This window comes from Pseudomonadota bacterium, from assembly GCA_016711215.1.
GTDB lineage: Bacteria > Myxococcota_A > Polyangia.
In genome coordinates this window covers 962,722-986,843 of sequence record JADJTL010000001.1, presented here as the reverse complement: position 1 = coordinate 986,843, position 24,122 = coordinate 962,722, and the positions used below count along the sequence as shown (strand labels likewise).

Below are 24,122 nucleotides of genomic sequence, written 5' to 3'. Positions count from 1 at the left end.
GGACTGACGCAATGAACACCCCTGCCGCAGCGGAGGAGAGCGAGCGCCTGCGCGTCGCCGTGGTGCAGCTTTGCTCTGGTCGCGACGTCGATCAAAACCTCCAGACGGTCGAACGCCTGGTCGCGGAGGCGGCGGCTCGCGGTGCGGCCTTGGTCGCCCTGCCCGAGAACTTCGCCTTCCTCGGCCCCTCAGGTGAGCTGGCGGCGATCGCCGAAGCGCTCGGCGCCGGCAGCACGCCCGGCCCGCTGATGTCGGCGTTGAGCGCGCTCGCTCGACGCCACCGCCTCCACCTGCTCTTGGGTGGCCTGCCGACCCCGAGCGGCGAGGACGCCGCGCGGGTGCACAACAGCGCCGTGCTGCTCGACCCCACGGGCGTGGTGGCGGCCGTCTATCACAAGCTTCACCTCTTCGACGTGGCGATCGCGGGGGGCCCGAACCTCCGCGAATCGGCGCATGTGGCCCCCGGCAGGGAGGTCGTCACCGCGCCGCTCGGCGGGACGCGAATCGGCCTGTCGATCTGCTACGACCTGCGCTTCCCCGAACTCTACCGCGCGCTGACCGAGCAGGGCGCCGAGGTGCTCTGCATCCCGGCGGCGTTCACGGAGCATACGGGGAAGGACCACTGGCTCCCCTTGCTGCGGGCGCGAGCCATCGAGAACCAGGCCTTCGTGCTCGCCCCCGCGCAATTCGGCCACCATGGGGGCGAGCGCGTCAGCTACGGCAAGAGCTGCATCGTCGACCCCTGGGGCGCGGTGATCGCGCAGGTCTCAGACGGCGCAGGCATTGCGGTGAGCGAGCTCGATTTGAGCTACCTGCGGCGTGTCCGGCGGCAGCTCCCCTGCCTCGAGCACCGGCGTCTCTGAGACGCACCGCTGGGGCGACGCGACCCGCGCCTTCACCCACCGCCACGCGCCCCCGGCCGCGCGCTTGCCGAGGCCGGAGCCTGCGTCGTCTCGGGCCGCGCACGCTGGAGGGCGAGTTGCGCCGCTCGCGCCGAGACGATGCGCCTTCTGATTTCGTCGTCCGGCAGGGGCGGCAGCTCCGCCTCGGCGCAAGACTCGGCGCGGTGGCGTTCGGTAGGGGGAACGACGAAGGTCTCCGCCTCCGGCACGCGCGCTGTCCCGAGGCGGGCCCGGGGGCGCATCCCCTGCCCCTGCGCCGCGGCGACGAGGCGAATCGATTCGAGCTCGCAGTCGGGCAGCTCTGTCTTGATGCGCACGACCAGCTCGGCGCGCAGGAAGCTGAGCTGCTGCAGCCAGGCGCTGTCGGCGACCGCCACCAGCAGAACGCCGTCGCGCAGCTCGAGGGGCCAGCAATGCGAGGCAATGCGGTGGCCGACCAGCTCGGCCCAGCGCGCCGCCACCGCGTGTTGGCGCAGCGACATCGACATGCCCCGGCGACTAATCAGCCGTCGCAGCGCCTGCTCGACCGGCGCCAACGTCCCTCGCTTGGCGACCTGCTTCATCGTTCGCAGGGTACCACGGCAGCCGCGCGCGAGCCGGCCAGCAGCGCCCCTCGTCGGCGCCGCGAGAGCCCCCGGCGGCTGCCTTGACGCCCAGCGCCCCCCCGGGCTAAACGACTGCGCGGGGGCTTGCATGCGGCATTTTGAACGACGCTTCGGACAAGGGGATGCGACGCGGCCAGAGCGCCGCCGAGGGCTTGGCGTGGCACCCCTTGCGCTGCTCTTCGCGCTCGGCCTCGGACTCGGCGCCCCGCGCCCTGCAAGGGCCGACGACGCCGTCGAGTTGCTCGACAAGACGCGCTTGATCGGTCAGCTCGTGCACTTCTACGAGGGCATGCTGACGCTGCGCCTGCCGAATGGCACCTTGCTGCATCTGCCGCGCGAGAAGGTCGCCCGCATCGCGCTCCAGCTACCCAAACCGCGCGCGGAGTTTGCGACCCCCGTCAAGGCCTTCGCGCAGCTGCGCGCCGCGGGCATCAGGGGCGACCTCGAGGCCTACATCGACGCGCACTCGGCCTATTACCAGATGTTCCTCGGCCAGCAGGTGGCGCAGGCCACGCCCGAGAAGTTCCGCGCCCAGCTCAAGCAAGAGTGGAGCAACGTCCAGCTCGAGATCGTCGGGACCGAGATCAAGGGCGAGAGCGCCGTGCTCAAGATTCGGCGCGGGGGCGACGCGAAGGGCGACGAGGGCGAGCTTCGCTTCCTCAAGGAAAACAGCGAGTGGAAGATGATCCTGCCGCTTTAGCCGGCGCAGGACTCGGGACCTCGCGGAGTTCACGTGCCCGTCTCATTCAACCAGCGCCTCCCCCGCCCGCTGCACGCGCGCCGGCTGCGACCGCGGCGGGGGGCTCTCACGACTCTCGCCTGGACCAGCCTCGTGCTCGCGGCCTGGAGCGCGGGGATGGGCGCGATCCCGCCCGCCGCCGCGCGAAGCGCCGTGGCCGCGCCGGCCCGAACGCCGACGCCCGCGCCGACGCCCGCTGTGGCGCGCAAGCCGGAGCCGAGGGCCCAACCCGCGATGCGCCCGCGGAGCACCGGCGTGATGCCCTTTTTCTGGAGAAGCGACGACCCGGCGCGGCAGCGCAAGACCACGGTCGTCGGACCCTGGATCTCTCAGCGCGATTCCGAGGGGAGCACACAGGTGCTGGCGCCAATCTTTTGGCGCTTCGTCGCCGGCCGCCCGCAAACCCGCACCACCGCCCTGCTGCCGCTCTTTATCCACCGCCAGCGGGGCGACGGCAGCACGCTCGATGTGGCCTTGCCGTTGCTCGCGGCGCTCGATCGCGGCCCGCAGCACTGGCGCACCACGATCCTCCCCTTGCTCTGGGTCGGACAGGCGCCCGGCAGGCACCACCTCGTGGTGCCACCGCTGCTGCTGTGGCATCGGCGCACGCCTGATGGAGACACCAGCGCGCTCGGCCCCTGGTACCTGCGGCGGCATCGGCGAGGCTGGTCGACCGCGCTCCTACCGCTCTTCTTTGCTGGCCGCGAGGGTGGTCGCACGCATCAGGTGCTCTTTCCCCTCTGGTGGCACTTTCACGACCCCGCCGCGCAGCGCCGTACGCTGCTCGCCTTCCCCCTGCTCTACCGGCGTCAGGGGCAGGAGCGGCTCTTCGGGCTGCTACCGATCTTTGCGGCCGGCCGCAGCGGCGGCAGCCGCTACCTGGCGATCCTCCCGCCGCTCTTCTACCGCCGCGACGGTGGGCCCGGCAGCCGGCAGTGGCTCCTCTGGTCCGGCCCCTACGTCGGGCTTCGGGACGGGGAGCGACGCGTCGATACCGTCGTGCCGCTCTACTTCCATGAGCGCAGCGCGACGCGGCGCCTGCTGCTGACGCCCGTCGGCGGGCTACACCGCGACAGCGCGCGCGGCCTCGACCGCGGGCTGTGGGGCCCCTATGTCTGGTACCGGCGACCCGATGTTCGCGCACACCTGCTGCTGCCCTTTTTCGTCGACCTCGAGCGCCCGGGCAGCGGATCGCGCACCACGGCGATCCTCCCGCTCGCCCTTCGGCATCGCAGTCCGGCGCTCAACGTCGACGTGCTCTTCCCCCTGATCTGGAAGGTTAGCGATTCGACGCAGCGCAGCCTCGTCGTCTTTCCCTTCTATTGGGGGTTGCGCGGGCGCGAGGGCAAGGACGCGGACGTGCTCTTTCCGCTCTACTGGCATCTGCGCGACAAGCAGCGCTCGCTGCGCGTCGTCGGGCCGGCGTTCTGGCGCAAGACGCCGCAGGGGCAGAGCTGGGGCGCGGCTCCTTTGGTCTACTACAGCGCCAACGCGCGGCGGCGCCAGCTCGTGGTGTTGCCCCTCTTCTACTACCGCAACGAGCTCAAGCGCGCCGAGCGCCTCTGGGTCTGCGGACCCTTCTATTGGCGCAGCGAGCGTGCGGGCTACGCCACGGGCCTGGTTCCGCTCTTCTTCCACCGCCGCGCAGCGGAGCGCGGCTACACCGTCATCCCGCCGCTGGTCTGGCACTTCGCGCGGCCGCAGGCGCAACAGGCGCTGAGCATCTTTGGCCCCTTGGCCTACTGGCACACACCGGAGCGCCGCGCCCTGGCGCTGGCACCCGTCTTCTATACCTCCGTCGACCGCCGGGGCGGCCGGTCGCTCGCCGTCGCGCCGCTCTTCTATTGGCGCAAGGAGGCGCAACGCAAGGCGCTCTTGACGCCACTCTTCGGCTTCGATCGCCGTGAGGCGGGGACGAGCTGGTACGCCCTGCCCTTCTTCCATTGGCGCGGCCCGGCCCGTACCTGGGACGTGCTGCTGCCCCTGGGCTTCCGCGCGCGCGACCAGCGCGGACGCCATGGCCTCTTCTTTACGCTCCCCGGCTACTTCGCGCAGTCGCGCCCGGGCCGCAGCGAGCACGTGTTCTTTCCGATCTTCTGGCGGCTCAGCCGCGTCGACCAAACGACGACGGTGGTCTTTCCCTTCTATTGGGATCTGCACGACCGGCACCTCGAGCGCACGACCGCCGTGTTTCCCTTCTTCCTGCGCCACCGAAACCTGGCCCACCACACGACCTCCTACCTCGCACCACCGGGAATCTGGGTGCGGCGCCGGCCCGGGGGCACGGATACCGTGGTCTTTCCGGTGGTCTGGCACTTTGGCGGACAGCGGCGCAGCAGCACGGTGGGTTTTCCCCTCTATTGGGACTTCCGCCGGCCGCATCGGCGCTCGACCATCGTCTTCCCCTTCTACTGGCGCTTCGACCGTCGCGAGCATCGCACCACGGTCGTGCTCAACACCTATTTCCGACGCGACAAGCAAAGCGGGGGCTACGACCTCGTGGTCTTCCCGCTGCTGCAGGCCAAGCAAGCGCCCAAGGCCGCGACCCGCGATCGTGATCTCAGTGTCACGGTGCTCGGTGGCTTGTTTGGCTATCAGCGGCAGGGCCGCAAGCGCACCCTGCGGCTCTTCTTCATTCCCTTCCGCCTCGCGGACCGGGCCCCACCGGCAACGGCGGCCCCCGCCTCGGCGAGCCCACCAGGCCTGCGACGAAGCGCGCGAGCGGAAACGCGGGGCGGCCCGCGCACCGGGGGCGAGCTCCAGCCGCCTGCCCGCCCTTCCGCTCGCCGCACGCTAGAGTGAACGCAGCCCAGCTCCCGTCGCCCCTCGCGCCTGACCGCTAGCGCCGCTCGCGCTTGAGCTCGCCGAGGAGCGCCGGCAACAACAGCGCGGCGGCGATCAGGCAGAAGCAGCAGCCGAAGAAGAGCAAGAGGCCGAGCGAGCGAGCGCCGCGGTGGGTGGCGAGCGCGATCGAGCCAAAGCCCGCCATATTGGCCAGCGCGGAGAGCAGCACGCCCAGACCAGTGTTACGGACCACCGCGGGCACATTGCGTTCGCCCTCCTGGCGAAAGCGGTGGAGGATGTAGATGCCATAGGCCACGCCGATGCCGACGATCATCGGAAAGCCGACGATATTCGCGAAATTGTACGACATGCCGAGCAGGCTCATGCTGCCCCACATCCACGCGATTCCCACGCTCAGCGGAAAGAGCGCCAGCGCCGTGTAGCGCACACTGCGGAAGTCGAAGGCCAAGAGCAGTACGATCGCCAGCCCGGCCAGCGCCGTCGCCGAGCGGAAGCCGCTCTGAATCGCCAGATTCGACTCCCAATGCGAGACCGGAAAGCCCGTCGCGCCGCGATCGACGCTGCGCAGGTCGTCGACGAAGCGCGGCAGAAAGCCGGGCGCCCAGAGCGAACCCTTGGGATAGACGTAGAGCGCGTAGTGGCCCTTGGCGTGGAGCCGATCGCGCACCGCGCGGGGCAGCAGCTCGAGCAGCCTCGCCTCGGTCAGCGCCTCGAGACCGACCGATTGCTGCACCAAGCTCAGGGCCGCACGAAGCCCGCCTATCACCGTGGCCTCGAGCGCGGCCAGCCGACGCTGAACGCGCTCGGCCGGCAACGTCGCGCTCGCCTCGCGCAGGCGCTGCAGGGCCGCGACCGTCGGCGCCAGCCCCCGCGCCGCCTCCTGCTGACCCGCGCGCTCGGCGGTGAAGCTGATGTCCTGCAGCGCATCGAGCAACGCGTCGAGGCCCTCGCGCCAGCGCGCCAACGCGAAGCCGGTCGACGGCGGCGCGTAGGGCGTGATCGTGAGCGCGCCAACCACCGGACGTAGCCGCTCGAGCTCGCGACGCTTGGCCTCTTGGTCGGCGGGCAGATAGCTCGCGAGCGATTCGACGCGCCCGACGGTGGCGAGGCGTGCCAGGCGCTCACCGCGGTCGCGAGCCGCTGCTAGCGAGGGCGTGTCGAGCGCCGCCACCTCGAAGGAGAAGTCCGTATGCTCCGCCAGCGCGCTAACCGCCTGCACCGCCCCGGCATCCGCGGGCAGCAGGTCGAGGTAGTTGTAGGACCAGGGAATGCTCTGCCCGCGCCAGAACATCAGGACCGTCACCAGCACCCCGCCGCCGAGCAGCAAGCGCCGGCCGAGCGGCGAGAACACCCGCCGCGTCAGCGCCAACGCTGGATCGTGCTCGGGCGCATGCCGCAAGCGCGGCGGGCGCTGGAGCCAGCGCAGCGGCCTCCAGGTCAACATCGCGGAGCCGACGAAGAGGGCGCTCGCGAGCGCGATCAGCAGCCCCATCGCCGAGATGGCGCCGAGATCGGCAAAACCCTTGAACCGACAGGCCGTCAGCGCGACGAACGCCCCGGCCATCGTCAGCGCGGCGGTCAGCACCCCGGGGCCCGCGCTGGCGATCGAGGTCTGTACGGCCGCCACCGCCTCGGCGCCGCCACGCCGGGCCTCGTTGTAGCGCGCCAAGAGCTGGACGCTGAAGTCGATCCCGATGCCGAGCACGGTCGGGATGAAGGCGGTGGTGATCAGGTTCAGCTCGCCAACGGTCAGGCGCACCGCCGCCAAGGTGCAAAGCATGGCGATCGTCAAGGGCACGATGCCGATCAGGCTCTGGCGTAGCGAGCGGAAGCCGAAGACGAAGATCAGCACGATCGCCAGGGCGGCGACAGCGCTGGTCATCACGGTGTCGCGGTCGAGGATCGACTGCTCGGCGACGATCAGCGCCGGCAGGCCCGCGAGACGCACGCGAAGGGGCCCCTCGCTGCAGGCCGCACTTGCCGCCCCGGCGCGCGCCTGCTCCGCCCCGCAGTGAGCCGCCGTCAGCGCGGCGGCGAGACCGTCGGCCTGGCGCTGCACATAGCCGACGAAGGGCACGACGACGGCTGGCTCGTCCGACTCGTCGATCGGCCGAATCATCGCCACCGCCATCCGTCCGTCGCGCGAGCGGAGGTAGCCGGCGTCATCCACGCCGGATTGGAGCTGCGCGGCAGATCCGGCGAGCTGCGCCAAGGCCGCCCGCAGATCGAGCGCCCGCGGCTCGGCGGCGCGTAGCGACTCTGTCAGGGCGTCGATCGCTTGCGTCGCCAGCACCAGCGCGCGCCCAGCCTCGGCGGCCTCGGCCCCCGTCGGTGCCGGTAGCTGCGCGCGACGTGTGACCTCCTGCGCCGCCAGCCCGAGCAGTCCCGACAAGTCCCCGACCTGCGCGAGCCCACGGAAGCCGAGCTGCGGATCCGCCAAGGCCGCGACCAGCCGGTGCAGCGCCGCCTGCGGCAAGAAGAGCAAGCCGTAGCGCTCGAGGCGATCGAGCGCGACCCGCCCAAAGACGTCCCGCACGCAGCCACTCGCCCGCTCCCGGGCCGCGGTCGAGCAAGGAGAGCGCGGCGCGCCGGCCGCCAGCGGCGGTGCGGGAAGCCGCGCGCCGAGGCGGTCGACGAGCTGCCGCCGCAGCGGCGCATTACCGCCCTCGATCAGCGCAAAGAGCACGTTGGGCGAGCCAAAGCGCTCGAGGAACTGGTTGAAGCGCCGCTGGTCGGGACTGTCGCTCGAGACAACGGCCGAGTGGCCCGCACGGACGTGCAGGCCCGGGACGAGCGCCGCGCCGGCGACCGCGGCGAGCGCCGCGATCGTGAGCACCCGCAGCGGCCGGTGCACCACGGTGCGGCTGATGAGAGCGAGGAGGCGTTCGCGCATAAGGAGCGTCCGCGCTCAGAGGTGCCGCAGACCGCGCGCGCCGTCAACAGAGAATACCCCGACCTGCCCTTGCAGCCGGCGCGGGAGCGCTAGCGCGGCCGATCGCAGGCGCGCGGCGCGGAGGAGGGCGAGGCGCGCGCAGCCCCCCTGGCGTCCGATCAGCGGAAGAAGCGCGTTTCCAGCGCGGGCTGGAACTCCTGCGCGAAGTCGAGGTCCCACTCGCGGAAGGCGCAGGGCTGGGCCGTCACCTTGCCAGTGGCGGCATCGAGGGTGCCGGTGCAGTTGGGCGCCGCTCCGGCCGTCGCCGGCGCTGGCCCCGGGAGAAAGCGACTCGTGCCGTATTCGACGGCGACGCGGATCGGGCGCGAGACCCCGAGATTTCCCAGCTCGTCGCGGGCCTCCGCGGCGATGCAGGCCCAGCCTGCGGGTATTTCGTTGGCTCGGAAGTCGAAGCCGATGCCGACGCAGTAGTCGTCGTCGGAAGGGCGCACAGGGGGAATCGTCCAGATCGCGGGCAGCTTCGTCGAATAAGTGATGATCGAGGACATACTCGCCGGGGTCGTGTCGCAGAGCGATCGCGGCGACTTCGCCTCGTCGCCGTTGACGCAGCCCAGACCGGTGGGCAGCGGCGGGTTGAGGTGCGGCGTGAAGTCGGCTATCCCCGATCCGGGGATCGGCGCCAGGTCGACGGCCACGGCCTGACCCGGATCCGGTCGGCTCCCCAGCGGCACCACCGCGGGGTTGATCGCGTCGCAGAAGCCATCGCCATCCGTATCGACGACGATCGGCTTGCCGACCGCGCCCGGCAGCACGAAGAGCCGAACGGTCGCGGGGTCGACCGTGCCGATCGGCACGATCTGCGCCCCGGGCACCCCGTTGCCGCGGTCCTCGATTCGCGCGCGGAGCTCGGTGACCTGCGGCACGGCGTCGAGGTCATCGGCGGCGTCGCGGCCGACAGGATCGAAGGGCAGCGAGCACTGAATCGTGTCGTCCTTCTCGCGCAGCGCGCGGAAGTCCTCGGCCGGATCGAGCGAGAGGATCGGCTGGCGGTCATCGAGCGCGACCTCGATTTCGCGGTGACTCTCGTTGCCGAGGCGGTCGACGGCGCGGAACGAGAGCACGGGCCAGAGCATCTGCAGCGTCAAATTGCGCGTATCGAACTGGCCGCGATAGATGGCGGGGTTGGTCGGATCGGGCTCGAGCGTGACCTCGCGCTTCTGCAGCTCGTTGCCGATCACACAGCGCACCGAGGCCGCCTGCACACCCGCCGGATCGCTGACCTCGGCGGCGAGGTCGATCACCCGCCCGATCAGCTGGCCGGCCTGCTGGCTGCGAATGCTGATGCTCGGCCCCTCATCGTCGACGAAGAAGGTGCGCTTGACGATCGTCCGCGCGCCGTTGGCGTTGGTCGCCGAGGCCGTCAGCACCTGCTGGCCGGAGAGCGGCACGGGGAACATCGGATCGTCGAACTGCACCTGACCGACGTAAACGGTGCGGTCGGCCGTCGAGGCCGTCGTCGCCAGCGTCAAGGGCTGCGTGCCGATGCGCGTCTCGAAGGCCGTGACCTCGACGCGGTCGGCCACCACCAGCTGCACCGAGACGCTGCGGGGAAAGCGCGCGCCCTCGCTCGGCGCCAAGAAGAGCACGATGGGGCCCGGGTCGCGCTCGAAGAGCCGCACCTGGCTATTGGCGTTGCCCAAGAGGTCCGTGGCCTCGACCCAGAGCCGACCCTTGCCGACGATCTTGCGCATGTCGAGGAGGGCCTCGTAGACGTCGGGCGTCGTCGTCAGGCCGAGCGCGACGGGCTGGGAGCCTTGCAGCGTCAGCCGCAGCGATTGCGCCTCGACACCGTCGGGGTCCGTGACCTTGACCAGCACCTTGAGCAGGTCGCCAACGATGATCTGCGCCTCCTCCGGGGTCTGGATCGTGATCTCGGGCCCCTCCAGGCTGACGCGCAGGTCCGGATTGGCGCCGAGGTCGGAGGTGCGACCGTCGAGGTAGATCGAGGCGTCGCGCAAGCCGAAGCCATCCGGCAGCACGACGGGCTTGAAGGGCTTCTTGCCGTCGCCGCAGGCGATGGTGAGGAGCATCGATCCAAGCACTGGCAGTAAGCGGCGCAGCCGAGCCGAGCTTCGCATGCGGGCCTCCATCGAGCGATGACGAGCTGAAATCGGTCGCGGGCAGTATGGCACGGCGAACGGGAGCGCGACGAGTTTCGTGTTCGGGTGGCAAAAGCAGAGCGAACGCGCGTTACCAGCGCCCACAGCGCGCCAAAGCTGCACCGCGCCAGCTGAGCTGGGCCAGGATATCGGGGCGACGCTGTCCGGCCCGGAGCTGCGCGGCGAGCGCCAGGTCGAGACAGCCGTAGATCGGCGCGCTAGCCAGACGAGCCTGGCCCTGCGTCAGGGTCCACGCCAGCGGGTCGAGCCGCGCCAGGACCTCAGCGCGCCAGAGGCCGAGACGCAGCAGCGCGCTCGCGCCGAGCTGATCGGCGGAGGCACCGAGCAGGGCGGTCGCGCGCGTCCCCAGGGTGGGCCATGCCGCGTCATCCCAGAGACGCAGCGCGTCGGCCCGCGCGCCGCGCAGCCGCCAGTACCCGGCGCAGACCTCGCCCAGGGCATGCTCACGACAGAGCTCTGCGTCGAGCACCCAGCGGCGGCGTTGCCAGTCGACCCAGCCCTGGGCCGAACCGCGCAGCCCCTTGAGCGCCCCGATCGTGAGCTGCGTCGCCAGCGCCCGCGTGCGCCGATCGACGCCACCGGTGGTGAGCTGCAGCGCCGCCTCGGCATGCAGCAGCCGCGCGATCCCCCTCCGCTGGTCGACGCGCAGCAGTGAGCTGCGGGCACCGAGCTCGAGCAGCGCCCCGCCGGCCCAGGCCCAGGGCTCCAACCCGACCAGGGCGGGATCGACCGCGCGCGTCCCGCGACGCCACCGGCCACCGACGAAGGGCTCGACGCCATGCAGCCAACGGCTGCTGCCGCGGCGGAAGGTGCGACGCAGGGGCAGCGCCAACGCCCACGACGCCACCGCGCCCTGCCGCGCCACCAGGCGCCCCTCAGCGTCGGCGCTCTCGCGCAGCAAGGCCTGTAGGCGATAGCCGGCCAGCCCCGACCAGACCCAGGGCCCCCACAACCCGGCGGCCGCCAGGCTCGGCGCCAGGCGCCAGACCGTCAGGTCGGCTGCGCTTGGCGCCAGCGCCGCGCTCGGCGCCTGCTCGGCGCTGCGCGATGGCCCGCGCTCGACAATGCTGGCCCCCAGCCCGAAGCTGCGCGAGAGTTCGACCGCGCCGAGCAGGTGCAGCGGCCCGAGCACCCGCAGTGGCAAGAGGTCGGTCCGCAGGGCGAGACGAGCGCCCTCTTCCGCGCCCGCGGCCGCGCCCGCAACCGGGAGCCCGCGCAGGCCCTGGAGACGATCGGCGACCACCGTCGCCACGACCGGCCCCCGCGCCGTGCTGGCCCAGGCGCGGCTGCGCGCATAGGGGGCAAAGACGAGGCGCGGCGAGCGCGCCAGATCGGCGAGGACCTGGCGATCGCTGACCAGCGCGGGCACCAGGCCAAGGGCCCCCGGCGACCCCTGCCAGAGCAGGCGACCGGCCAGCCGACCGCGCCAGCGCTGGAGCGAGCTCGCGTCCTGCTGGAGCTGGAGGTGAAGCGCCCCGTCGCCCTGCGCCGCGGTGAAATAGCGCAAACGGGCGCGTGCGCCGAGGCCGCGCGTGGCGATCCAGCCGAGGGAGAGTCGCGCATCCACCTGCCGCCCGAGGAAGACCTCGCCCCCCTGCTCGACGCGCAACCCGTCGCGACCGCTGTAGCCGATCACGGGCCAGAGCAGGCCGCTGGTGCCCGCCCGCGTCGGCAGCGCCCAAAAGGGCGCCCAGGCGAGCGGCAGGCGCCCCCAGCGCAAGCGCGGCGCGACCAGATAGAGCCGCCCGTCGGTGGCGGAGAGCGCGGCTCGCGCGGCCTCCAGCCGCAGCGCCGGCCAGCAGCCACAGAGGGCCGTCCGGAGCCCCTGCGCGCGCCACCCGCCGAAGCCGTCGAGCGTCACGCGCCGCGCCTCGACCCAGGGGCCGCGACAGCTCGAGGGCTCAGCGCAGAGCGTGACCCGCAGCTGCTCGGCACCGACCGCGCCACCGGCCTCACGGCGCAGGGCATCCGCCTCCCAGCGGCAAGGGCCAAGCTGCGCCTCGACGCGCCCCTCGGCCTCCCAGCCCTCGCCCGCGAGGCGGACGCGCTCGGCTCGCAAGCGCAGGGCGCGGCCCGCAGCAGCGGCGCTGCACACCCGGCCGCCAGCGCTGCCAGTCAGCGCCAGCGCCAGCACCAGCGCCCGCGTCAGCGCGGCGCGAGCGCCTCGCGTCGGGCCCCGCGCGCGCTCCCTCATCGCCACGCCGCGGCCTTGCCGGGCGCACGCGAACGGTCTACGTTTCGCGGCCGAGCCTGGACGGACTCGACACAGAAAGGCTGGCTGAGCGCACCATGGACCCACGCCGCTATCATCTCGAGACCCTCTGCCTGCATGCGGGTCACGAGCCCGACCCGACGACGCGCGCGCGCGCCGTGCCGATCTACCGCACCGCCTCCTACACGTTCCGCGATACAGAGCACGCCGCCAACCTCTTCGCGCTCAAAGAGCTCGGCAACATCTACACCCGGCTGATGAACCCCACCACCGCCGTACTGGAGGAGCGGGTAGCCGCGCTCGAGGGCGGCGCGGCGGCGCTGGCGCTCGCGTCGGGAACCAGCGCCATCCACTATGCCGTGATCAACACCTGTAGAGCGGGCGACGAGGTGGTCGCCGCGAACGACCTCTACGGCGGCACCTATACGATGTTCGACACGATCCACCCCCAGCTCGGGATCACCACGCGCTTCGTCGATCCGACCGATCCGGAGCAGTTCGCGCGCGCGATCACCCCCAAGACGCGGCTGCTCTTCGTCGAGTCCTGCGGCAACCCAGCGCTGAACGTCCCCGACTTCGCCGCCATCGCCGCGATCGCGCAGGCGCATCACCTGCCGCTCGTGGTCGACAACACCTTCACCACGCCGGCGCTGCTGCGACCGCTCGAGCACGGCGCCGATCTCGTTTGCAGCTCGTTGACCAAGTGGCTCGGCGGCCACGGCGCCGGCATCGGCGGAATCTGCGTCGACGGCGGGCGCTTCGACTGGAAGGATCCGAAGTTCGCCCTCTTCAACGAGCCGGATCCCGGCTATCACGGCCTGCGCTACGCGCACGACCTCGGCGAGCTGAGCGCGCTGGCGTTCATTCTGCGCATGCGACTGGTGCCCCTGCGCAACCTCGGCGCCTGCCTCGCGCCGGATAATGCCTGGATGTTTCTGCAGGGGATCGAGACGCTGCCGCTGCGGATGCAGCGCCACTGCGAGAACGCGCTCGCCGTCGCGCGCTGGCTGCGTGAGCAGCCGTCGGTCGAGTGGGTGCGCTACCCCGGGCTGCCCGATCACCCGACCCACGCCAACGCCCAGCGCTACCTGCAGGGCGGCTTCGGCGGCATGGTCGTCTTCGGCATCCACGGCGGCGCGGCCGGCGGTCAGCGCTTCATCGAGAGCCTGCGGCTCTTCAGTCACCTGGCCAACGTCGGTGACGCCAAGAGCCTGGCGATTCACCCGGCGACGACGACGCATAGCCAGCTCAACGCCGAACAGCAGCGCGCGGGTGGCATCACGCCCGAGCTGCTGCGGCTATCGGTTGGCCTCGAGCACATCGACGACATCATCGCGGACCTCGACCAGGCGCTCGCGGCGGCCAGCGGCGGCGCGCAGGTCCAGGTGCGCTGAAGATTCGCGCGCGCCCCCAGGTCGCCGACGGAGCATGCGGGAAAATGAGCGCTCGCGCCGACCCTCGCCTGACCGCCGGGACGCGTCATGCGTCGCGGACGCGCTATTGCGAGATCGCCACGGCGGACGCTCCGCTGCGGCTGCAGCACGGACAGACGCTCGGCCCCTGCACGCTGGCCTACGAGACCTACGGCGAGTTGAACGCGGCGCGCGACAACGCCATCCTGGTGTTCCACGCGCTGACCGGCCACCAGCACGCCGCCGGCTACGATCCGGTCGGCCCAGGCAACCGCTTCTGGAGCGAGGAATGCCACCGCGGCTGGTGGGATCCCTTCATCGGCGAGGGCTGCGCGCTCGACACCAGCCGCTATTTCGTCGTCTGCGCCAACTACCTCGGGGGTTGTTACGGCTCGACCGGGCCGAGCACCATCGACCCGCTGACCGGCCAGCCGTGGGGCAGCCGCTTCCCCTGGCCGTCGCTGGCCGACATCGTCGATAGCCAGATCCGGCTGCTCGACCGGCTGGGCATCGAGCGGCTCTTGGCGACGACCGGCGGCTCGCTCGGCGGCATGTGCGCGATGGATCTCGCCTGTCGCTATCCAGAGCGCGTGCGCTGCGTGATCCCGATCGCCAGCGGGCTGCGCGCGACGGTGCTGAGCAAGGCGCTCAACTTCGAGCAGATCTTCGCGATCCAGGAGGATCCCGAGTTTCGCGGCGGCGACTACTACGACGGACCAGCGCCCCAGCGCGGCCTGGCGCTGGCGCGGATGATCAGCCACAAGACCTTCGTCTCGCTCGAGGTGCTCCGCGCCCGCGCGCGCGCCGAGATCGTCCAGCCCGATGACTACCTGCCGACCTATCGCCTGCAGGATCCTATCGAGTCCTACATGCTGCATCAGGGTCGAAAGTTCGTGCGCCGCTTCGACGCCAACAGCTACCTGCGGATCAGCAACGCCTGGCAGGCCTTCGACCTCGCGCGCGATCGAGGCGCCGGCGACCCGCGCCAGGCGCTGGCGCCCTGCCAAGCGCAGCGCTGGTTGCTCTTCTCGATCGACTCGGATGCCTGCTTTTATCCAACGGAGCAGGCCGAGATCGCCGAGGCCCTGCGCGAGCTCGGGATCTCGTTACAGTACGTCACCGTGCATAGTGACAAGGGCCACGACGCCTTCCTCCTCGAGCCCGAGCTCTTCCAGCCGCACCTCGCCTTCGCCCTGCGCGAGACCCACGAGACCAAGGCGGGTGGATCGCGGCGCGACGCGCGCTAAGTCCGGGACGCGCGCAGCGGGCGAGGCTCGCCGCTTGCGCCGCGCGCTTGCGGTGCTGGCTCGGCTTGCGCGGGATCCGCCAGCGCCACCGCGTCAGCAGCCTCGCCGAGCAGCAGAACCCGGGCCTCACCCACCAGATAACTCGAGCCCGTCACGAGTCGCGGCCGCGGGTCATCGGCCAGGCTCGCCAGCGCGGCCCCAAGGTTCGCCGCGACCTCGCCAGCGCCGACCAGGTCGCGTAGCGCCGCGGGCAGAGCGGCTCGATCGACAGCGGCGCGCGTCAGCACGAGCCGCGCGGTGCAGGGGCGCAGCGCCTCCAGCATCGCCGCCGCCGCCTTCTCCCGCAGCGCCGAGAAGACGACGACGAAGTCGCGGCGCGGGGCCAGCGCCGCGGCTAACGCGCGCGCTCCAGCCGGGTTGTGCGCGCAATCGAGCAGGTGCTGCGAGCCGATCCACTCCATCCGTCCGGGCCAGCGCACCGTGGCCAGCGCGGCGCGCCGAGCGTCGGCGCTGACCGCGAGCCCGCGCTCACCCAAGAGCTCGAGGGTCGCCAAGGCCAGCGCCGCGTTGCTCCGCTGGTGCGAGCCCGCCAAGGCCAGGCGCAGCGCCTGCAGCGTGCTGCCGTCGAGGCCGTGATAGGCGAGCTCGCCAGCCTCGTCCGCGGCGCAGGCGAAGTCTCGCCCCTCGCGCCAATGCGGCGCGCCGAGCGCGGCGCAACGCGCGGCGAAGACGGCCTCGACCTCCGCCCCGGCCGCGACCACGGCCGGAACCCCCGCCTTGATGATCCCGGCCTTCTCGCCGGCGATCTGCGCCAGCGTCGCGCCGAGCACCTCGGCGTGGTCGAGCGCGATCGAGGTGATCACGCTGACCTCGGGCTGCACGACGTTGGTCGCGTCGAGGCGCCCGCCGAGGCCAGCCTCGACCACCGCTACAGCGACGCGCTGCTCGGCGAACCAGAGCAAGGCGATCGCCGTCAGCGTCTCGAAGAAGGTCAGCTCGAGACCGCAGCCCTGGACCCGATCGAGCAGGCGCAAGAGCTGCGGCGCCGCGATCTCGACGCCATCGATGCGCATGCGCTCGCTGAAGCGAGAGAGGTGCGGCGAGGTATAGAGCCCGACGCGGTGGCCGGCGAGCTGCAGCGCCCACGCCAGCATCGCCGCGGTCGAGCCCTTGCCGTTGGTCCCCGCGACGTGGACGCAGCGCAGGCTGCGCTGGGGATCGCCCAACGCGGCCAGCGCGCGTGCCATACGCTCGAGGCCGAGCTGCGCGCCGAAGCGCCGCAGCCCGAGCAGGCGCTCGGCGACCTGACGCGCCGCCTGGCCGACGATCACGCCGCGGGCTCGACCGGATCGAGCAGCAAGCCGAGCAGCCGCGCGAGCGTCGCCCGCAGGTCGGCGCGCGCTACGATCGCGTCGATCATCCCATGCTCGAGCAAGAACTCAGCGCGCTGGAAGCCCTCGGGCAGCGTCTGGCGCAGCGCCTGCTCGATCACGCGTGGCCCGGCAAACCCGATCAGGGCACCCGGCTCGGCCAGGTTGAGATCGCCGAGCATGGCGAAGCTGGCCGCGACCCCGCCGGTGGTCGGATGGCAGAGCAGCGAGACGTAGGGTTGCCCGCAGCGCTTCAGGCGCGCCAGCGCCGCCGTCGTCTTGGCCATCTGCATCAGGGAGAGCACGCCCTCCTGCATCCGCGCGCCGCCCGAGGCCGAGCAGACGATCGCCGGGCAGCCCTGCGCGGCGGCCGCCTCGAAGAGGCGCGCGAGGCGCTCGCCCATCACCGATCCCATCGAGCCGCCGATGAACTCGAAGACCAACACGCCGAGCGCCACCGGCCGCCCCTCGAGGCGGCCCAGGCCGACGATCACGGCCTCGCTATAGCCGCTCCGCTTGCGCGCCGCCTTCAGCCGCTCTTGATAGGGCTTGGTGTCCTCGAAGCCGAGGGGGTCCAAGGGCTCGACGCCCGCGCCCAACTCAACGAAGCTCTCGGCATCGAGCAGCAGCGCGATGCGGCGCTGCGCCGCCAGATAGTGATGGTGTCCGCAGGCGGCACAGACCCCGAGCTCCGCCTGCAGGTCGGTATCGACCAGGGGCTCGCCACAACCATCGCATTGGGTCCAGACGCCGCTCGGCACCGACTTCTTCTCGTCGGCCGCCGCGGTGCGCCCATTCGGATCGCGCTGCCACCAGTTCATCGGCGAACGATACCCGCGCCCGGTGGCGAGTCAAGCGGCCCAAGGGCGGCCCGAGGGCGGCCCCCAAGGGCGGAGCAAGGGCGGCCGGCGCCGAGCGGCGCTCAACGGGCGGCGGCGCGACGAACGGTCAACGGTTGCACGAAGGTCACCTGCGGACGGTCGTGAGAGGGATAGCGGACGCGGCGGGCCAACCCCGAGACACAGCGGCCGATCGGCGAGCTCGCCTCCTCGGGCGGCTCGATCGTCACCGCGGCCACCCGTCCATCACCGAGCACCGTCGAGATCACGCGCAACGTGACCTCTGCCCGACCGGCGGGCATGTGCGTCCGGAAGCAGGCCGTGATCGCGCCGCCCTGTCGCGCCAGCGCGCGACTGCCCATCGCCTGCGTGAAGGGAACCTCGCGCCGCGCGACGGGTTGACGTTGGCTCCGACCCGGCCCGGGATCATGCTCACGGCCGCTACTGCCGTCTCGGCCGGCAGCGGCTGCCGCCGTGCTGGTGCTGGCGCTGGCGGGCCGACCGGCGTCCGCGCCGGCGCCCTCCCTCGGGCCTCGCAAGCGACCCGCGGCGCCCGGCCCACCGAGCGCCCCTGCCGACCCCGCCGGCAGCGACACCGGCGCCAGCGGGCGCCGAAGCTGCGCGCTGACGAGGAAGCCAAGCACCAGGGTGATGGCCAGCACGGCGGCCCATAACAAGCCCTCGCGGGCGCTCCGCGAGCGTTCGCGTCGGCGGGCGCCACGCTCCGGCGTCCCCTCGGCGGCAGCGACGACATCGGAGCGCAGCACGATCGAGCGCGTCGCCACGAGCGGCGCATCCAGCTTGGGCGCGACCGGCAGCTTCGGCCGACTGAGCGGGAAGTCGGGCTGATCGTAGAGCGCGGTGATGAAGGCGCGCAGCTCCTTGGCGGCCTCCCCCTCGGCCTGGGGCCAGAGGGCCTCGCGCAGCGCGCTGGCGAACTCTCCGGCGCTCTGGAAGCGCGCGGCCGGATCGCGGCGCAGCGAGCGCTCGATGACCTCCTGCAGTAAGCGCGGGATCGCGGGGTGGTAGCGATCGATCGAGGGCACCTTCGCCGCGCGCACCTGCGCCAGAATCTCGACGTCGCTGCGGCCCCCGAAGAGGTGCCGGCGGCAGAGCGCCTCGAAGAGAATGATGCCGACCGCGAAGAGATCGTAGCGTTGGTCGACGCGCCCGCCGTCGATCGCCTCGGGCGCCATGTACCGGAACTTGCCCTTCAGCGTCGTCGTCAGCTCGCCCTCCGCCTCGCTGACGATCTTCGCGATGCCAAAGTCGGTCAGCTTGACCGGGCCGCCGCGGTCGACCAGCACGTTCTGCGGGCTGACATCGCGGTGGATCACGTTGCGGCGATTGCCCTCGGCATCGACCATCCCGTGCGCATATTCGAGCGCCGCCAAGACCTGCAGGCCGATGTAGGTGCAGACGGACGCCGGGATCACCATCCGCTTCTGCGCGCAGTAATGGGCGATCGTCGCCAGGTTGTAGCCGGGGACGTACTCCATCGCCATGAAGTAGTCGCGACCATCACGTCCCAGATCGAGCACCTGGACGATGTTTGGATGGGTCAGCTCGGTCAGGAGCTTCGCCTCCTTGACCAGCCCCTCGACAAAGGTCGCCTGCTCGGCCAGATGCGGCAGGATCTTCTTGATCACCACCAGCTTCTGAAAGCCGGCGGCCCCGACGACCCGCGCCAGGTACACCTCGCCCATGCCGCCGGTCGCGAGCCGGTCGATGATCTCGTAGCGTCCGTGGCGATCGCCCCTCACCGGGCGATCCGCCCCCGCCGCCGCACCGCCGGCTTCCACCTGTGGCTCCATCGCAAGGGTTGAAGTGAAGAGCAAAACGATTGTACAGTTAAATACTTACCGTCGCAAACCGACCACGTGCGCCGAGTTCCCTGAGCAGCTCGTCCCGGCGCGCACGGTCCTTTGGGAAGGAACACAGCGCATGCGACTCGCCCCTCGTCGCTTCTTGCTTGGGCTCCTGGTCGGGATTGCCCTCTGCGCCCCCTGCGCAATCGGCGCAGCCCAGACGACGCGCGCGACGCTGCTCGGCGGGACTGATCGGATCGGCCTGCGCGGCCTCTTGCGGGTCGTCTCCGCCGACCTCCAGCCACCCGGCTTCTTCGTCGTCGGCTCGAGCTATGAGTTCTACGCGGCGCATAACTTCCTCGCGATCGACGACGCCAAGGCCGACCACGCGCGCATGGCGGCGAGCTACAGCGTGGCCTGGACGCCCTGGCGCTTCCTCGCGGCGGCCTTCGCGGTGCACGTGGTTTCTGACGAGACGACCGGTGCGCCACGCGACGAGCTCCAGGTCGCGGTGGGCGATCCGGAGCTCGCGATCAAGACGGGCTTTGCCCTCGGTCACGGGCTTCACGTCGGCGGCCTGCTGGATTTCCGGCTGCCCTCCGCTGCCGGATTCTTCAAGCTCTCGGGCTCGGCGCTCAACACGACGGTAGCCGCGCTGGCGACCTGGCAGGGGCCACAGGCCCTGCCGCTACGCGCACACGTCAACCTCGGCTTCCACTTCGACGGCTCCGAGAACCTCTTCGATGACCTCGCCGCGCTCAGCCCGGCGCAACGCTTCTCCGCCCAGGTCAGCTCGTTCCACCGCGTGCTGGCGCGGGCTGGCGTCGAGTACTTGACGCGCTGGGTCGGCCCCTTCCTCGAGCTGAGCCTGCAGCCCTTCGTCGGTGCTGGCGCCCCAGGCCTCGGCGATAGCCCGGGATCGCTGACGCTCGGCGTCCGCGCCTGGCTGGGCCCGCGGCGTGGCCTGCAGCTACTGGCGGCCGTCGACCTCGGCCTGACGGGCGTCGGCGACGGAGCTCCGAGCACCTTGCCTGCGCAGCGCTACGCCTTTGCCATCCCGCCCTGGGCACTGACCGTCGGCCTCAGCTATCGCTTCGACCCCTGGCCCGCCGCGCCCGTTCACCCGCGTCGCCCAGCGCGCGACGAGGCGTCGGCGATCGGGGCGCGCGCGCCCGTCGAGCCCGCACGCTTCGCGCTCAGCGGCACCGTCGTCGCCGATGACAGCGGCGAGCCGGTCTGGGATGCGCGCATCAGCGTCGAGGGCGCAGCGTCCTCCGCGCTGGCCGTGGCGCCGAAGACGGGGGCCTTCCTGACCTTCCCCCTGCCCCTCGGCGCGACCACGCTGCGGGCCGATGCCCCCGGCTTTGAGCCGCTTGAGACCGAGGCCACGGTGCGCGCGAACGCACCGCCCCTGAAGCTGCGGCTGCTGCGCAAGGCCACGATCAGCCTGGGTACGCTGCGCGGCATTGTCAGCGCCCGCGGCGGCGCCGCGCTGGCCAAGGCGACGGTCCTCTTGCCAGGGATCGACCGGACGCTCGCGGTCGACGCCCGCGGCCAGTTCTCGCTCGAGCTGAAGCCCGGCGAGTACGAGATCGTGATCTCAGCGCCGCGCTATCGCCCGCAGCGCAAGAAGCTGCGCGTCTTCGAGGGCAGCACGGTGATCCTCAACGTCGAGCTCTATCGCTAGCTCATCGCTGATCCAAAACGGCGCGATCGGCCAAGACGCGCAAGGGGGCCCCGTAGGCGGCAGAACGCCGCGCCAGGCGCCGGAGCAGCGCCCTCGCCTCGGCCGGCGCGGGGCGCCGCGGCTGGAAGTCGACCTGGCGGTTCTGCACCAAGAGCGGAAGCAACTCGAGGCGCTGCAGGCGGCGCTCGCGCAGCACCACCCGCAGCAGCAGCCCATAGCGCAGCAAGCGCCGCCCGGGCGTACCAAACGCGTAATTCCCGAGGCTGAAGACCACCGGACGTCCGTGCGAGCGCGCGAGCGGCTGCGGCAGATGCGGATGGTGGCCGACGACGAGATCGGCCCCCGCCGCGGTCAGGTACCAGGCATAGAAGCGCTGCACGGCCGTGACGTCGGCGTAGGTCCGTCCCCAATGCGCGATGACGATGACGACATCGGCGCCGGCCCGCCGCAGGCGCGCGATGTCATCGCGGGCGTGCCGCGCCTCGAGCCGCGCACAACCGGGCCGCGCGCCCCAGGCGAACGAGGGCCAGTAGAGGCTGTCCATCAGCGAATCCTCGAGATAGGCCAGCACACCGACCCGCGTGCCGCGAAGCGTGAAGATCGTCCCGCGTCGCGCGGCGGCGGCATCGGCGCCGGCACCGATCGCCGCCAGGCCGGCCTGGCGCAGCAGCCCCAGCGTGACCAACAAACCCTCGCGACCATCATCCAGCGCGTGGTTGTTCGCCAGGGTCACGGCATCGATGCCAGCCCAGCGCAGCGCCGCGAGCGCCTGCGGCGCGGTGCGATAGCGGTAGCGCTTGTAGAGCGGCCAGCCGCGTGGCGCGTCGCCCACTGCGCTCTCGAGATTGACCAGCGCGAGGTCGCTATCACGGAGCAGCGCGGCGGTGCCCGCGAAGGGGTAGCGGTAGCCATGGCGACGCAGCCAGGGGTCGGCCGCGTCGGTCGGCGCCGTGTCGCCGCCGATCACGATCACCACGTCGCCCGCCCTCCGGCGCGCAGCGCCCGAGCGCCATTCGGGCGGCCCGGGCGCGACGAGCGGATTCCAGAGCCAGAGCAGCCCTAGATAACCGACTGCCGTCAGCGAGAGCAGCGCGACCCAGCGCATCGAGCCCCTTCCGGCGGCGCCTTCGAGCCCCGCGAAGATTGCGACAGGGACGCGAGTATGCAACCTTCCTCGCAGGTTTCAACGCCCTTCCAGGCGTGCCCTGGCGCCCGGCGCTGGGCGCGCGAAGGAGCCGCTGAGTCGTGGGGATTGCCGTGGGAGAGGGCATGCGCGGGCGATCGAGACCGCAGCGGATCGCGCGCAAGCTCGCTGGCGAGCGCCGGGGCCCGGACCACCAGCGGGTCGGCCGCGCGCTCTTCACCGCGCTCGCGTTATGCCTCGGCGCCTGCGTCCGCACCCCGGCGCGTCCGGTGGATTGGGTCGCCGAGGTGGCGACCAGCAGCGGCCACGTCAACGTCGCCGCGCAGCGGCAGCACCCCCTGGTCGCGGCGACCGTCGGCGCGCTGATCCGCAGCGGCGGACGGATCGAGACGGCGGAGGCGAGCCGGGCGACGCTGGCGCTCCGCAGCGGTGGCCGCCTGCGGGTCGCGCCCCTCTCGGTCGTCGAGTTCTCGCCCCGGTCCTCGACTGGCGACCAGGTCACGCTCGAACTGGCACAAGGCCAGCTCGAGGGGACGGCCGCCGCGGTCGAGGCTGCGACCTTGGTCATTCGCGTCGGTGGCCGCCAGATCACGTTGGGCCAGGCCGCTCAGGCCACGCTCTCCGCCGCGAGCACCAGCACGCCGGCGCGACTCGAGGTGGTCTTTGGCGAGGCTCGCGTCGAGGGGGCGGACGGGGAGCGCACGCAGGTGGTGGCTGGGGGCACGCTGGAGCTGACGCTGGCCACGGCCCGCCCTGCTGCGCCCACGCCAACCCCCACGGCTGCCTCCGCGACCGCGACCGCGGACGGCGCCACGCCGGCCGATGGGGGTCTCGGCGACGACGCTCGCGGCCCGATCGCCGAGCCACCCGCGGAGGATGCCGGGCGCACCGACGGCTTCTTTGTGCGCCGCGTTGGCCGTGGCGCCGTCGAGCTTCGCCTCGGTGAGCAGGGCGCCTTCGCGGCCCTCCGCGGGACGCAGCCCCGGCCGGTGGCGTTCGGCAGCGCGCTGCGCCTCGGGACGCAGGCGCGGGCGCTCGTGGGCCGCCGGGACGGGCCCCAGACGCAGCTCACAGGCCCTGGGCTCTTCGTCTTGCGGCGCGACCGCCGCGGCGCAGGCCCGGGGCTGCGGCTCGAGGCGCGCACGGGGCGCTGGACGCTGAGCGGCAGCGCGCAGGCCCCCAAGAACCCGCTGCCCACGGTCGTCGAGGGGGTAACGGTGACGCCTCGCGCGGGCTTCCGTGATTCCTCGATCGCCGTGCACCAGCGCGAGCATGACGCCGAGCTCGAGGTGCTGCGCGGCGAGGCGGGCCTGATCGCCCAGCAGGGTGAGCCGCGCACGCTCGAGGCCGGCGAGTCGGTGCTGCTGAGCGCCGGGAAGATCGGCCCGAGCCGGCGCGCCACGGCCTCCGCGCTGCGCATCACCGAGCCCGGCCCGACCCGCGTCTTTGTCGCCGGCCGCACGCTCCCCGTCACCTTCGACTGGCGCTCAGCGCCGGCTGAACGCACGGTCGTCGAGGTCAGCCGCTCGAGCGCCTTTCAGCGACCGCTCTTCGCCGACGCGCTGCGCCGGCGCGAGCTGACGCTGCAGCTCGATCGAGGCGCGCGCGAAACAGTGTACTTCTGGCGCCTGCGCCCCGTGAACAGCACCGGTCGCCTCGGCGCCGCGACCGCGGGACGGCTGACCCTCGTGCCCGACACCTCGCATCGCGCCCTGGAGAATCTGCGTCCGCCCCGCAACCTGATCCGCGAGGACTACGGCAACACCACCGTTTACTACCAGAACAGCTTGCCGCGCTTCGTCTTCACCTGGGACGCGATCGCCGGTGCGACCAGCTATGCGGTGAAGGTCGTGAGCGAGAGCGACGTCGGCACCGTGCTGGTCAACGAGACGACGTCGAGCACCTCGCTCACCCTCCCCGCGGGCCACCTCGGCGAGGGCACCTATATTTGGTACGTCGTTGGCCGCGCCGGCGAGACCCTCGTGCGGACCAGCGAACAGCGGCGCCTGCGCGTCGCCTACGACAACGCGACCCCTGACCTGCAGATCGTCTATCCGCGCAACGGTACGGTCGTGACGACCGCGGAGCTCGAGGTTCGCGGGGCGATCAGGCCGGGGACGGCGATTCAGATCAATGGCCAAGCGCTGCAGCTCGACCACAGCGCGCGCTTCCTCCACCGCTTGGCGTTGGTGCCCGGAAGAAACGATATCGTCTTCCGGGTCAGTGATAAGCGCCGGGGCTCCAGCCTCTACGTGCGCACGGTTCTCCGCCGCTGAGAC

General features: G+C 71.8%; 15 protein-coding genes. 7 read left to right on the top strand and 8 right to left on the bottom strand.

The window, feature by feature from the left end:
* Positions 1 to 11 precede the first annotated feature (11 nt).
* Positions 12 to 863 carry a carbon-nitrogen hydrolase family protein gene (locus IPL40_03845; GenBank protein MBK8480298.1) on the top strand — a complete coding sequence of 284 codons (852 nt, stop codon included), beginning with the start codon at positions 12 to 14 and terminating at the stop codon, positions 861 to 863.
* A 32-nt stretch (positions 864 to 895) separates the two neighbouring features.
* On the opposite strand, the gene IPL40_03840 is transcribed toward IPL40_03845, so the two are convergent.
* Positions 896 to 1,465 (bottom strand): DUF721 domain-containing protein, encoded by a 570-nt coding sequence (locus tag IPL40_03840; protein MBK8480297.1) that lies wholly within the window; start codon positions 1,463 to 1,465, stop codon positions 896 to 898.
* Positions 1,466 to 1,664: 199 nt separating this feature from the next.
* Here IPL40_03840 and IPL40_03835 point away from each other — a divergent pair, with 199 nt between their 5' ends.
* On the top strand, positions 1,665 to 2,207 hold the full coding sequence (locus IPL40_03835; GenBank protein ID MBK8480296.1) for a hypothetical protein: 543 nt from the start codon (positions 1,665 to 1,667) through the stop codon (positions 2,205 to 2,207).
* A gap of 156 nt (positions 2,208 to 2,363) precedes the next feature.
* Positions 2,364 to 5,048 carry a hypothetical protein gene (locus tag IPL40_03830; protein MBK8480295.1) on the top strand — a complete coding sequence of 895 codons (2,685 nt, stop codon included), beginning with the start codon at positions 2,364 to 2,366 and terminating at the stop codon, positions 5,046 to 5,048.
* Positions 5,049 to 5,085: 37 nt separating this feature from the next.
* Here the strand turns inward: IPL40_03830 and IPL40_03825 are convergent, their stop codons facing one another.
* The 3 genes from IPL40_03825 to IPL40_03815 form a co-directional block, all read right to left on the bottom strand.
* Positions 5,086 to 7,944: an MMPL family transporter gene (locus tag IPL40_03825; GenBank protein ID MBK8480294.1), complete on the bottom strand. Its 2,859-nt coding sequence runs from the start codon at positions 7,942 to 7,944 to the stop codon at positions 5,086 to 5,088.
* 158 nt (positions 7,945 to 8,102) lie between these two features.
* Positions 8,103 to 10,082 (bottom strand): hypothetical protein, encoded by a 1,980-nt coding sequence (locus IPL40_03820; GenBank protein MBK8480293.1) that lies wholly within the window; start codon positions 10,080 to 10,082, stop codon positions 8,103 to 8,105.
* Positions 10,083 to 10,194: 112 nt separating this feature from the next.
* On the bottom strand, positions 10,195 to 12,318 hold the full coding sequence (locus IPL40_03815; GenBank protein ID MBK8480292.1) for a hypothetical protein: 2,124 nt from the start codon (positions 12,316 to 12,318) through the stop codon (positions 10,195 to 10,197).
* A gap of 95 nt (positions 12,319 to 12,413) precedes the next feature.
* Between IPL40_03815 and IPL40_03810 the strand changes: the two genes are divergently transcribed.
* Positions 12,414 to 13,730 (top strand): O-acetylhomoserine aminocarboxypropyltransferase/cysteine synthase, encoded by a 1,317-nt coding sequence (locus IPL40_03810; protein ID MBK8480291.1) that lies wholly within the window; start codon positions 12,414 to 12,416, stop codon positions 13,728 to 13,730.
* 44 nt (positions 13,731 to 13,774) lie between these two features.
* Entirely contained in the window at positions 13,775 to 14,995 is a 1,221-nt protein-coding gene (locus tag IPL40_03805) for a homoserine O-acetyltransferase (protein MBK8480290.1), read from the top strand.
* On the opposite strand, the gene IPL40_03800 is transcribed toward IPL40_03805, so the two are convergent.
* The 3 genes from IPL40_03800 to IPL40_03790 all read right to left on the bottom strand — a co-directional run bounded on the left by IPL40_03800 (position 14,992) and on the right by IPL40_03790 (position 19,006).
* Positions 14,992 to 16,242 (bottom strand): bifunctional folylpolyglutamate synthase/dihydrofolate synthase, encoded by a 1,251-nt coding sequence (locus IPL40_03800; protein MBK8480289.1) that lies wholly within the window; start codon positions 16,240 to 16,242, stop codon positions 14,992 to 14,994. The genes IPL40_03805 and IPL40_03800 overlap by 4 nt on opposite strands.
* 80 nt (positions 16,243 to 16,322) lie before the next feature.
* Positions 16,323 to 17,186, bottom strand: a complete 864-nt coding sequence (locus IPL40_03795) for an acetyl-CoA carboxylase carboxyltransferase subunit beta (GenBank protein ID MBK8480288.1) — start codon at positions 17,184 to 17,186, stop codon at positions 16,323 to 16,325.
* Between the two features lie 101 nt (positions 17,187 to 17,287).
* On the bottom strand, positions 17,288 to 19,006 hold the full coding sequence (locus IPL40_03790; GenBank protein MBK8480287.1) for a serine/threonine protein kinase: 1,719 nt from the start codon (positions 19,004 to 19,006) through the stop codon (positions 17,288 to 17,290).
* Positions 19,007 to 19,148: 142 nt separating this feature from the next.
* On the opposite strand from IPL40_03790, the gene IPL40_03785 reads away from it, so the two are divergent.
* Positions 19,149 to 20,699, top strand: coding sequence for a carboxypeptidase regulatory-like domain-containing protein (locus IPL40_03785; protein MBK8480286.1), 1,551 nt, complete (start codon positions 19,149 to 19,151; stop codon positions 20,697 to 20,699).
* Between the two features lies 1 nt (position 20,700).
* Here the strand turns inward: IPL40_03785 and IPL40_03780 are convergent, their stop codons facing one another.
* Positions 20,701 to 21,804: a CapA family protein gene (locus IPL40_03780; protein ID MBK8480285.1), complete on the bottom strand. Its 1,104-nt coding sequence runs from the start codon at positions 21,802 to 21,804 to the stop codon at positions 20,701 to 20,703.
* A 164-nt stretch (positions 21,805 to 21,968) separates the two neighbouring features.
* Here IPL40_03780 and IPL40_03775 point away from each other — a divergent pair, with 164 nt between their 5' ends.
* Positions 21,969 to 24,119 carry a FecR domain-containing protein gene (locus IPL40_03775; GenBank protein MBK8480284.1) on the top strand — a complete coding sequence of 717 codons (2,151 nt, stop codon included), beginning with the start codon at positions 21,969 to 21,971 and terminating at the stop codon, positions 24,117 to 24,119.
* The last annotated feature ends 3 nt before the right edge of the window (positions 24,120 to 24,122 follow it).

Excerpts from the sequence above, each read along its gene's own strand:
- IPL40_03845 (MBK8480298.1), top strand. The coding sequence starts at position 12 with ATGAACACCCCTGCCGCAGCGGAGGAGAGCGAGCGCCTGCGCGTCGCC.
- IPL40_03840 (MBK8480297.1), bottom strand. The coding sequence starts at position 1,465 with ATGAAGCAGGTCGCCAAGCGAGGGACGTTGGCGCCGGTCGAGCAGGCG.
- IPL40_03830 (MBK8480295.1), top strand. The coding sequence starts at position 2,364 with ATGGGCGCGATCCCGCCCGCCGCCGCGCGAAGCGCCGTGGCCGCGCCG.
- IPL40_03825 (MBK8480294.1), bottom strand. The coding sequence starts at position 7,944 with ATGCGCGAACGCCTCCTCGCTCTCATCAGCCGCACCGTGGTGCACCGG.
- IPL40_03820 (MBK8480293.1), bottom strand. The coding sequence starts at position 10,082 with ATGCGAAGCTCGGCTCGGCTGCGCCGCTTACTGCCAGTGCTTGGATCG.
- IPL40_03815 (MBK8480292.1), bottom strand. The coding sequence starts at position 12,318 with ATGAGGGAGCGCGCGCGGGGCCCGACGCGAGGCGCTCGCGCCGCGCTG.
- IPL40_03810 (MBK8480291.1), top strand. The coding sequence starts at position 12,414 with ATGGACCCACGCCGCTATCATCTCGAGACCCTCTGCCTGCATGCGGGT.
- IPL40_03805 (MBK8480290.1), top strand. The coding sequence starts at position 13,775 with ATGAGCGCTCGCGCCGACCCTCGCCTGACCGCCGGGACGCGTCATGCG.
- IPL40_03800 (MBK8480289.1), bottom strand. The coding sequence starts at position 16,242 with ATGGCACGCGCGCTGGCCGCGTTGGGCGATCCCCAGCGCAGCCTGCGC.
- IPL40_03795 (MBK8480288.1), bottom strand. The coding sequence starts at position 17,186 with ATGAACTGGTGGCAGCGCGATCCGAATGGGCGCACCGCGGCGGCCGAC.
- IPL40_03785 (MBK8480286.1), top strand. The coding sequence starts at position 19,149 with ATGCGACTCGCCCCTCGTCGCTTCTTGCTTGGGCTCCTGGTCGGGATT.
- IPL40_03780 (MBK8480285.1), bottom strand. The coding sequence starts at position 21,804 with ATGCGCTGGGTCGCGCTGCTCTCGCTGACGGCAGTCGGTTATCTAGGG.
- IPL40_03775 (MBK8480284.1), top strand. The coding sequence starts at position 21,969 with ATGCGCGGGCGATCGAGACCGCAGCGGATCGCGCGCAAGCTCGCTGGC.